At 37.2% G+C, this 10903-nt stretch carries 11 protein-coding genes and 1 pseudogene; 7 read left to right on the forward strand and 5 right to left on the reverse strand.

Annotation, left to right across the window (positions count from 1 at the left end):
- The 5 genes and pseudogenes from HT736_RS00270 to HT736_RS00295 all read left to right on the forward strand — a co-directional run.
- Window positions 1-359 (forward strand): LPXTG cell wall anchor domain-containing protein (locus tag HT736_RS00270; protein ID WP_172930631.1); only part of this gene is annotated, 359 nt, incomplete at its 5' end.
- A gap of 305 nt (window positions 360-664) precedes the next feature.
- Window positions 665-1324 (forward strand): annotated as a pseudogene (locus HT736_RS00275) (transposase).
- A 333-nt stretch (window positions 1325-1657) separates the two neighbouring features.
- Entirely contained in the window at window positions 1658-2587 is a 930-nt protein-coding gene (locus HT736_RS00285; RefSeq protein WP_031222946.1) for a sugar ABC transporter permease, read from the forward strand.
- A gap of 13 nt (window positions 2588-2600) precedes the next feature.
- Window positions 2601-3524 carry a carbohydrate ABC transporter permease gene (locus HT736_RS00290; protein WP_000818348.1) on the forward strand — a complete coding sequence of 308 codons (924 nt, stop codon included), beginning with the start codon at window positions 2601-2603 and terminating at the stop codon, window positions 3522-3524.
- 103 nt (window positions 3525-3627) lie between these two features.
- On the forward strand, window positions 3628-5103 hold the full coding sequence (locus tag HT736_RS00295; protein ID WP_083022243.1) for an ABC transporter substrate-binding protein: 1476 nt from the start codon (window positions 3628-3630) through the stop codon (window positions 5101-5103).
- Between the two features lie 193 nt (window positions 5104-5296).
- On the opposite strand, the gene HT736_RS00300 is transcribed toward HT736_RS00295, so the two are convergent.
- From HT736_RS00300 to HT736_RS00320, 5 genes are all read right to left on the reverse strand, one after another.
- Window positions 5297-5911 carry an ATP-binding cassette domain-containing protein gene (locus HT736_RS00300; protein WP_000130638.1) on the reverse strand — a complete coding sequence of 205 codons (615 nt, stop codon included), beginning with the start codon at window positions 5909-5911 and terminating at the stop codon, window positions 5297-5299.
- A gap of 2 nt (window positions 5912-5913) precedes the next feature.
- On the reverse strand, window positions 5914-6741 hold the full coding sequence (locus HT736_RS00305) for a hypothetical protein (RefSeq protein WP_172930632.1): 828 nt from the start codon (window positions 6739-6741) through the stop codon (window positions 5914-5916).
- Between the two features lie 4 nt (window positions 6742-6745).
- Window positions 6746-7567, reverse strand: coding sequence for a beta-carotene 15,15'-monooxygenase (locus tag HT736_RS00310; protein ID WP_172930633.1), 822 nt, complete (start codon window positions 7565-7567; stop codon window positions 6746-6748).
- Window positions 7568-8644 (reverse strand): hypothetical protein, encoded by a 1077-nt coding sequence (locus HT736_RS00315; protein ID WP_172930634.1) that lies wholly within the window; start codon window positions 8642-8644, stop codon window positions 7568-7570.
- Between the two features lie 147 nt (window positions 8645-8791).
- Complete coding sequence (locus tag HT736_RS00320; protein WP_100127969.1) at window positions 8792-9184, reverse strand: hypothetical protein; 393 nt, start codon at window positions 9182-9184, stop codon at window positions 8792-8794.
- Window positions 9185-9455: 271 nt separating this feature from the next.
- Between HT736_RS00320 and HT736_RS00325 the strand changes: the two genes are divergently transcribed.
- Together HT736_RS00325 and HT736_RS00330 are read left to right on the forward strand one after the other, a co-directional pair.
- Window positions 9456-9578: a DUF3502 domain-containing protein gene (locus tag HT736_RS00325; RefSeq protein ID WP_337456848.1), complete on the forward strand. Its 123-nt coding sequence runs from the start codon at window positions 9456-9458 to the stop codon at window positions 9576-9578.
- 271 nt (window positions 9579-9849) lie between these two features.
- A complete protein-coding gene (locus HT736_RS00330; protein WP_172930635.1) occupies window positions 9850-10836 on the forward strand; it encodes a rhodanese-related sulfurtransferase in 987 nt (328 codons plus the stop codon).
- Window positions 10837-10903 lie beyond the last annotated feature (67 nt).

Here is a 10903-nt window from a genome sequence, read left to right on the forward strand (position 1 = left end):
CTACAAAAGCAAGTGCTGCTTACTACAATGAGCAAGACCCTGATAAGAAGCGAGCTTATGACGCCGCTGTTCAAGCTGGTAAAGACGTTTTAGCCAAAGCGAACCCAACGCAAGCTGAAGTTGATCAAGCTAAAGCTGCGATTGATCAGGCTAAAGCTGCCTTAACAGGAAGCGAAACGAATACAGCTGCCTTAAGTGCTGCTTCAAATACGGAAGCCGATGCTACAAAAGCAAGTGCTGCATTACCTAATACTGGTAGTCGATCAGATAGCACTACAGCTGCTCTAGGACTTCTATCAATCTTTGGAGCAGTCGGTTTACTCTTTTCTAAAAAGAAAAAAGATGATGAAGAAGCTTAAGTAGATGATTCTATTTGATTCTCAATAGCCTTCACATGCAAAAATCTTTATCAATTAAAAAGAACTAGGGTAACCTACACATTAGCTGGATATACTCACCCTATAGCGGATAGTGAAGAAGCCTCTTTGCCAACTGTAGTAGATGGAAGTTAGCTAAGATTCAGAAAGGACAAATTTTGTCCTTTCTTTTTTTGTCGTCCTTCTCTCTGTTGATGGATGGTAAGCGCGTCATAACAAGGTATCTATCATTCATGGAGATCCTCCTGTATACTATTCGTAAAGTAAAACTATTGGAGGATATTTGAATGCCACAACCTATTGTTCCTGTAGAGATTCCACAATCTCGTCCTTTTGATTCTAAAAAGAGAAATGATATTCTGCTTAAAATTCGTAATTATCTCCAAGAAGAAGATTGGGCTAAGATGGGTTTACCAATCACACGTAAGGAAATCTCTAATTGGCATATCAAGATGAGTCAATACTATTTAGAGTCCCTTTATAACCTTTTACGAGAAAAATTGTTAGAACAAGCTCTTCTTCATGCGGATGAAACCTCTTATCGGGTCTTAGAAAGTGATAGCCATCTGACCTACTATTGGACTTTTTTGTCAGGAAAATCAGAGAAACAAGGGATTAGGCTTTACCACCATGATCAGCGTCGAAGTGGTTCAGTAGTACAAGACTTCCTAGGAGACTATTCTGGCTATGTGCATTGTGACATGTTGCGGCAGTAACTTAGAACTTTAGTCCTCTAGTTCTGCCTATGCGATAGCAGTCCAAGGTTTAGGAGCAAGGCGACGCTAAGCTTGGTAAACTGCGAACCGCTAGAAGCTTATCATCAACTGGAAGAAGCTGAACTTGTTGGATGTTGGGCGCATGTGAGAAGGAAGTTTTTTGAAGCCACTCCCAAACGAGGAAACTCTCGTAAACAAAGAGGTTTTAGAGGCTTATTTACCATGGACTAAAGTTGTACAAGAAAAGTGCAAATAAGAAGTCTCCAGATTAGGAACTATCCGTGAGTTCTCTAGTCTGGAGATTTTTCAATATACCCTGTTATTGGACGCTTATAGCAGAGTGACGCCATCACTGGGCTAATAGAGATAAAATAAACAATTGATTTAGGACATTTGTTTGATAGTGGTGATAAAGTTTTAAATCTGCTACATAATTTGTGGAGTTTTTTCTATAATTAGGAGTTTAACCTAATCTGCAAATAGGAGTATACTAATAATGTAATCGTTATCAAAAGTCTAAAAAAGAATTTTTAGATGGATATCAAAATAAAAAGGGAGGAAATTATGAATAAGTTTTCAAAAACCTTGAGAGACAACTGGATCTTTCTCTTGATGGTTTTGCCAGGGGCGCTCTGGTTGATTCTATTCTTTTACATTCCAGTATTTGGGAACGTGGTTGCCTTCAAAGACTACCACATGACCAGTAATGGTTTCATAGATAGTATCATAAATAGTAAATGGGTCGGACTCGATAATTTCAGATTCTTATTTAGTTCAAGAGACGCCTTTATTATCACACGAAATACGGTTCTCTACAATCTTGGCTTTATCTTTCTAGGTTTAGTTGTATCTGTAGGGATTGCCATTATCCTCAGCGAGCTCCGTTCTAAGAGAATGGTGAAGATTTTCCAAACTTCTATGTTGTTCCCTTACTTCTTGTCTTGGGTTATCATCAGTTTCTTTACAGATGCCTTCCTAAATATTGATAAAGGGGTCTTCAATCATCTATTGGAAAGTCTTGGTCTCAAAGAAGTCAACTTCTACGCTGATTTGGGAATTTGGCCCTATCTCCTACTTTTCCTAGGTATTTGGAAAGGTTTTGGATATAGCAGTGTCATGTACTATGCGACGATTATGGGAATTGATCCAACCTACTACGAAGCAGCGACAGTGGACGGGGCCAGCAAATGGCAACGGATTCGCAATGTAACCATTCCGCAGTTGACACCGCTGGTAACTGTATTGACCATCCTTGCAGTCGGAAATATCTTCCGTGCAGACTTCGGTCTTTTCTATCAAATCCCTCACAATGCTGGTCAGCTTTATAACGTAACCAACGTCTTGGACGTATATGTATATAATGGCTTGACTCAGACAGCGGATATCGGGATGGCTTCAGCGGCAGGTCTCTACCAATCAGTAGTCGGTTTGATGCTGGTGGTTCTATCAAACTTACTGGCAAGACGAGTTGATCCAAACTCAGCCTTGTTCTAGAAAGGAGGAGAATATGGCAGAAAAGAAAATTAAAAAAGAAAAAATTGATAATGTCGGCATTCACTCCTTCAGTAAGAAAGCAGATATCTTCTTCAGTATCATTTCGGGTTTGATTGCCCTCTCTTGTATCCTACCCTTCGTATTCGTTATCATTATTTCAGTGACGGACGAGAAAAGCCTCCTCCAATACGGCTACAGCTTCTTCCCATCCCAATTTGGATTAGACGGTTTTGAATTCTTGGCACAGTTTAAGGATAAAATCTTACAAGCCCTCTTCATTTCTGTCTTTGTAACCGTAGTTGGGACATTTACAAATGTCTTTATCACAACAACCTATGCCTACGCTATTTCACGGACAACCTTTAAGTATCGCAGATTCTTTACCATCTTCGTTCTGCTCAGTATGTTGTTCAATGCTGGTTTGGTACCAGGTTATATCATGGTGACTCGTGTGCTTCAGCTTGGGGATACTGTTTGGGCCTTGATTGTGCCAATGCTTCTCTCACCCTTTAACATCATCTTGATGCGTTCCTTCTTCAAGAAGACCATTCCAGAAGCCATTCTCGAATCGGCTCGTATCGATGGTGCTAGTGAGGCTCGGATTTTCTTCCAAATCTGTTTGCCATTGTCACTACCAGGTATCGCAACCATCACGCTTTTGACAGCACTTGGTTTCTGGAATGACTGGTTCAACGCCCTTCTTTACATCAAGAGTGACAACTTGTATCCATTGCAATATTTGCTTATGCAAATCCAGCAAAATATGGACTACATCGCCAAAGCGGTCGGCTTGACTGGTCAACTGGGAGTTGCTCTACCGAAAGAAACGGGACGTATGGCCATGGTTGTGGTTGCAACCCTTCCAATCGCGATTTTGTATCCATTCTTCCAACGCTACTTTGTAAAAGGTTTGACTATCGGTGGTGTGAAAGAATAGTGCTTATTGAGAAAGAACATTTCTCATTTCCAAACTTCCCTTGCGTGAAGTTAACATCATTACATTGTTTATAAGTTTAAAAATAAAAAAAGGAGTTTTTATCATGAAAAACTGGAAAAAATATGCTTTTGCATCTGCTAGTGTAGTCGCTCTGGCTGCAGGTCTTGCTGCTTGTGGCAACTTGACAGGTAACAGCAAAAAAGCTGCTGATTCAGGTGACAAACCTGTTATCAAAATGTACCAAATCGGTGACAAACCAGATAACTTGGATGAATTGTTAGCAAATGCCAACAAAATCATCGAAGAAAAAGTTGGTGCCAAATTGGATATCCAATACCTTGGCTGGGGTGACTATGGTAAGAAAATGTCAGTTATCACATCATCTGGTGAAAACTATGATATTGCCTTTGCAGATAACTACATTGTAAATGCTCAAAAAGGTGCTTATGCTGACTTGACAGAATTGTACAAAAAAGAAGGTAAAGACCTTTACAAGGCACTTGACCCAGCTTACATCAAGGGTAATACTGTAAATGGTAAGATTTACGCTGTACCAGTTGCAGCCAACGTTGCATCATCTCAAAACTTTGCCTTCAACGGAACTCTTCTTGCTAAATATGGTATCGATATTTCAGGCGTTACTTCTTACGAAACTCTTGAGCCAGTCTTGAAACAAATCAAAGAAAAAGCTCCAGATGTAGTGCCATTTGCTATTGGTAAAATTTTCATCCCATCTGATAACTTTGACTACCCAGTAGCAAACGGGCTTCCATTCGTTATTGACCTTGAAGGCGATACTACTAAAGTTGTAAACCGTTACGAAGTGCCTCGTTTCAAAGAACACTTGAAGACTCTTCACAAATTCTATGAAGCTGGCTACATTCCAAAAGATGTCGCAACAAGCGATACTTCATTTGACATTCAACAAGATACTTGGTTCGTTCGTGAAGAAACAGTAGGACCAGCTGACTACGGTAACAGCTTGCTTTCACGTGTTGCCAACAAAGATATCCAAATCAAACCAATCACTAACTTCATCAAGAAAAACCAAACAACCCAAGTTGCTAACTTTGTCATCTCAAACAACTCTAAGAACAAAGAAAAATCAATGGAAATCTTGAACCTCTTGAATACGAACCCAGAACTTTTGAACGGTCTTGTTTACGGTCCAGAAGGCAAGAACTGGGAAAAAATTGAAGGTAAAGAAAACCGTGTTCGCGTTCTTGATGCTTATAATGGAAACACTCACATGGGTGGATGGAACACTGGTAACAACTGGATCCTTTATATCAACGAAAACGTTACAGACCAACAAATCGAAAATTCTAAGAAAGAATTGGCAGAAGCTAAAGAATCTCCAGCGCTTGGATTTATCTTCAATACTGACAATGTGAAATCTGAAATCTCAGCTATCGCTAACACAATGCAACAATTTGATACAGCTATCAACACTGGTACTGTAGACCCAGATAAAGCGATTCCAGAATTGATGGAAAAATTGAAATCTGAAGGTGCCTACGAAAAAGTATTGAACGAAATGCAAAAACAATACGATGAATTCTTGAAAAACAAAAAATAATCAGCTAAATTGATTTCGTGTATTCATTCCTAACTCCTAAAATAAGAATCACTGCTTTCCTCATGTTTATCTGGGGGAGGCAGTGGTTTTTTTTGAATGAAAAATAAACCAACTAATATAATTCAGGTATAGTTGGTCTTTTTGTATAAAATTGCTATTTTATGAGGAGTGTTGTCTCTATAATAAATCATTCTTATCCCAAGTATAGAACTTCATCACAGAGACATTCGATATCTTGCTCTATATGAGAAGCTAGAATAATAAGTTTCCCCTTTTCTTTTAGGTGGAGTAATTTTTCTCGAATTTTTTGAACAGATTGCTTATCAAGTCCGTTCATTGGTTCATCTAAGAGTAATATATCTGGATTTTCCATAAAAGCCTGTGCTAGAGCTAATTTTTGTTTCATTCCTAAAGAGTAGTGTTTTACTTTTTTAGAAGAACTAGGATTGAGTCCTACATCTATCATACTCTGAATGATTTCTTTCTCTCCTATTTTATTTTTGATTAGAGCTAGTTGATGTAAGTTATCAAAACCAGAATAACCTTCCAGAAATCCTGGAGTCTCAATAATAACACCTACACTTGGTAAGAAGGGAAAATCTATTCCAAGTATGTTTCCATCTAATTCGATTTTTCCTTCAGTTATACCTTCTAATCCCGCTAAACACTTGAGTAAAACTGTTTTTCCTGAACCGTTATATCCAACAATTCCGTATATATTTCCACTGGAAAATTCAAAGGAAAGGTCTTCAAAAATTACATTGTGTTTATAGTTTTTACGAATAGATTTTAAATGTAAGTCTGTCATATCTATTGTCTCCTTATTTTTTTCATAACAACTAGGATTATGGTGAGCAAAAGGTATAAAAGTAGGATACGAGTAATTATTTCTGGTAGGGATAGTAAGCCAGAATGGGCTTCGTATTTAATATAATGGAAGTCTAGCCAAGTTAAAGGAGATAAAAATTTAATCCAGAAACGTGAAGCTTCTGTAATAAATAATTCTACAATAACTAATCCACAGGCTAAGGTATTTCCTAAATTAGAATAATGACTATTGAAAACGAAAATCACTCCTCCAATCAAAATGAACATAAGGAATAGCAATAAGAATATTTGAAAAAAAGCGCCATAGGGAGAATAATATTGCAGTATAATTGAGCGTAGATGCGTCATGCTATCAACACCTTCCGGAAATGAAATGCGTCCTTGAGCTAGGGAGGGTAGGAGACGTCCCCAATGATTTGAAAGGTGTAGTGTAGGGAGAAAAGTGATTAAAATGCTGATGATTTGGTAAATCGAAGCGATTAAGCTCGCGATAAGCAGATAAATAAACTGGGAGAGCATCCACTTTTTCTGTCCGATTTTTAAGATTAACCAAAACTGGAAAGTATCTTTTAAAGGAAGATTGCTAAATAGTAGTATGACAGATAAAATAGAAATTGCAGTGAACCATTGACTCGTGAAGAGAACAGTTACAATGCTGACAGGATAAGTTTCTTTGAAGTGATTAGCTAAATTAGAAAAAGGTAGCATTAAAATCAAAGTATAGAGGTGAAAGAAAATTAAGATAGGCAACAATCGTTTAAAGGTGAATTGTTGTTTTAAGAGAATAGTTACTACACGTATAATCTCCATAAGATTACTCCTTATCATAAAAATGCCAATGTTTTTTAAGAGCTAGTCGAATGATCTCTATTGACAAAAGTGCCCATAGAGTTAAGAAAATATAAGGATAAAGCAACGAAAAAATATTTCGAAAGTTTTCGTCACCTACTTGAAAATATGCTAGCCCTTCTCGTAAATAATCATTTGTCGTTAAGACGATATGTGGCAAGGTAAAAAAAGGGAGAACTCTCTCTAAACCAAATGTTGTGAGGACAAACCAGGCTGTACTTGGAAGAAGATAGACCATTAACACATTAGGGTAAAAAACGGAAAGAACTCCACCTAATAGAGTAAAGAATGCAAAATAGAGTCCAATTAGACTAATGAGAAGGAAGTAGAAAAGGAATATAAATCCTTGATTTAACAACCACTGATTGCTAAAGGTAGATGAATAGTATGAATTAGTAAGGGGAAAATAAAAGGAGAGGAGAACTAAAAAACAGAATCCTAAGGTCAGTCCTACAAAATAAGAACGGAAAATTAACCGTTTGACGAAGGAAGAAGCGTATTGTCGCAGAGACATACGACTAAGTAAAAAAGGAAGTCTATTTTGATGGTAGTCTTGTGAAAAGTCTGTTACTACAGTTGAAGCTGCCGTTAAGATATATAATGACATTGCTAGATTTCTAGAGAAGGAGAGCATGAAATAATCAAGGACTGCAAATGAATTTCCTCCGTCTAGTTTTATTGTTAAATCTGTATAGGACATCATCAATGCAACTACTAAGGAAAAGAGTAATCCAATCCAAATCCTCCAATCTTTTAGCGTATATTTAAAGAGGGGGAGTATTTTCATCTAACTTACCTCTTTCCAGTTTGTGGGATCGATAACTATTTTATCTATACGATCTTTTTCTTTGATTGTAAAGATTAGGAAGGGACGATAGAGATTTCCTCCATAGAGTTCTTTTTCTTGAGTGGGAATAGGTATATACTCAATTGTAAATGACTCAATATAAATTGGACTGTCCAGAATCAAATTTTCGTATTTTTCTTTTAAGACGTCTAATCCTTTTTGGACAGAAAGAGTCGCCATTTTATCTATTTTTTGAGTCGGTAAGATAACACCAGATAAATCAATTCCTTGAATCCCTGCTTGGGTGATGATAAAGTTTAGGTCAGGACCATGAATAAAACTAATCTCTCCGGATGAACCTAGCTGAGTTTCGCCATCAATAACTCTTTTACTAGAAAGTTTTGGAAAAACAGTAACATAGCACATATCAGTCAGATTGTTTTTGTCTATCTTTGTTCCTTTTAATTCTTTGGCATTTCTTTCGTAGGTTGGGAGATACTCAAGGAGTGTTTCTTTTGAGATAGCGTAGATGAGATAATCATAATCGTCAAATCCTAATTGGAGGGTATTTAGAAATTGCTTAACTTTGTTAACACCATCTTCTTTTGAAAATGGAAGTTCTTCTTTAAAGTCGGTTAGATTTAGATTATTTTCAATAGCGTCTAATCGTAGGTTGTGGAAAACACTTGATAGATCTGATATTTGATCAGATGTTAAATGAATCCATGATCCAGTTTTATTGACGGTAATATCTGCTCTGGTCTTTCCTTTTTGGAGTCTGGTTAAAGGATTCTTATCGGCACTAATTTCACTAATTTCACTATCGCTTCCCATAAAATTTTGGATAGCTGTTACCAATGTTTCTTTGTCTCCTTTTTTTGAGTCCCAAAAAGGCAATTCTTCTTTATAGGAGGTATCTATCTGGTCTGATAGATAGATTTGCTCTGTTATCTCTTTATAACCTTCTTTTATGGGAAGATTTTCCTTATTTATCTCAGTTGTTTGCTTTTGGCTATATTGACAAGCTGTTAAAAAGATAAAGGGAAGAATAAGTAGAAATAATAGGTATTTTTTCATAGTAAAAAGCTCCTTTAAAAAAGGAGCAGAGACATGATACTTTTTAGATGATGCCTCTACTCTTAGAAGGGGGCGTTAGGCTAGTGAGCGCTCACATGATAAACTAGCGAATAACCCAATGTTTGTTACTTTTTGTTTTGAGACGAATTAAGGGTCAAAACGTCCTGTTATATTCGAATTGAGCCAACCATATTTAGAGGCGTTGAGATAATAATAGCGTCCAATTGTCCCATAACCGTCATTATAGTGAAGATTATAGCGACCATTTGAATCAGCTATTTTCATCTCAGTTGCAGGTTCATCCTCAGCAGCAGTCCAAGCGCGAATTCTGACCTTTTTTCCCCAACCAAGACCACCTGTGATATTAGCAACAGCAGGGGAGCCGTCTGTTTTTTCAGTTTTTCGGCTACTAACGGAATAGTCTTCGCGTGTAACATGAAGATTGAAATACACCATCTTAGCAGAAACAGTCTGACTAGCTAAGGGGAGTAAGCAAGCGACTCCCAGTCCTAATGCGATGCATTTTTTCAAATTTGTCATCACAATACCTCCTTTGTATTTCAGTGAAACCGATTTCATTTACATTGTACTACTTTTTTTTTATAATGTCAATCGCAAAATAAAGTATTTGTGATTTGTAATTCGAATGTGATAATGTCTTTATAAAATAAGTTATTAGATTTACATATCTCATAAAATATGGTTAAATTATTATATTGAATTTAGAATAGTACAGCATCTCTTCTAAAATATTGTTATAAATTGATTTGGATTCCAAAATTAAATTGCTCGATTCTTATTTCATTTTATTATATTTGACCCAGATAAAGCGATTCCAGAATTGATGGAAAAATTGAAATCTGAAGGTTCCTACGAAAAAGTATTGAACGAAATGCAAAAACAATACGATGAATTCTTGAAAAACAAAAAATAATCAGCTAAATTGATTTCGTGTATTCATTCCTAACTCCTAAAATAAGAATCACTGCTTTCCTCAGGTTGGTCTGGGGAGGGCAGTGGTTTTTTTGGCACAAGGATATAGATATCCATGTTTTCTCTTGTCCTTATTTTAACCATTCAGGAAATTTCGAGAATCCTCTACAATTTCCAGTCAAATAAATTGCATTCGTTTTCTCAAGCAGGTATACTAGTATGGATAAATAAAAAATTTAGAAAATTTAAGAATAGAAAAGAGAACAAATCTTATGGCAAAAGATATTCGTGTCTTACTTTACTACCTTTATACTCCAATTGAAAATGTAGAGCAATTTGCTGCAGACCACTTGGCTTTCTGTAAATCAATCGGCCTTAAAGGCCGTATCCTAGTCGCTGACGAGGGAATTAACGGAACAGTTTCAGGTGACTATGAAACAACTCAAAAATACATGGACTACGTTCACAGCCTTCCAGGAATGGAAGATCTCTGGTTCAAGATTGACGAAGAAAATGAACAAGCCTTCAAGAAGATGTTTGTTCGCTACAAGAAAGAAATTGTCCACCTTGGTTTGGAAGACAACGACTTTGACAATGACATCAACCCACTTGAAACAACAGGTGCTTACTTGTCTCCAAAAGAGTTCAAAGAAGCGCTTCTTGATAAAGATACCGTTGTCCTTGACACACGTAACGATTATGAGTACGACCTAGGACATTTCCGTGGGGCTATTCGCCCAGATATTCGCAACTTCCGTGAGTTACCACAATGGGTCCGTGACAACAAAGAAAAATTCATGGACAAGCGTGTCGTGGTTTACTGTACAGGTGGGGTTCGCTGTGAGAAATTCTCAGGCTGGATGGTTCGTGAAGGTTACAAAGATGTTGGCCAATTGCACGGAGGAATCGCAACTTACGGTAAAGACCCAGAAGTTCAAGGTGAGCTTTGGGATGGGAAAATGTACGTCTTTGACGAGCGTATTGCCGTTGATGTCAACCATGTCAACCCAACTATCGTAGGGAAAGACTGGTTTGATGGAACGCCATGTGAACGTTATGTCAACTGTGGAAATCCCTTCTGTAACCGTCGTATCTTGACATCAGAAGAAAATGAAGACAAGTACCTTCGTGGATGCTCACACGAGTGCCGTGTTCACCCACGTAACCGCTATGTTTCAAAAAATGAATTGACACAAGCTGAAGTGATTGAGCGCCTAGCCGCTATCGGTGAAAGCTTGGATCAAGCAGCTACAGTATAAGATTAAACAGTCCTTAGGGGCTGTTTTTCTATGCTTTTTACTCAAAAATCTAATACTCAATGAAAAT

It is taken from the genome of Streptococcus sp. 339 (genome assembly GCF_013277285.1).
GTDB classification, from domain to species: Bacteria; Bacillota; Bacilli; order Lactobacillales; family Streptococcaceae; genus Streptococcus; species Streptococcus pseudopneumoniae.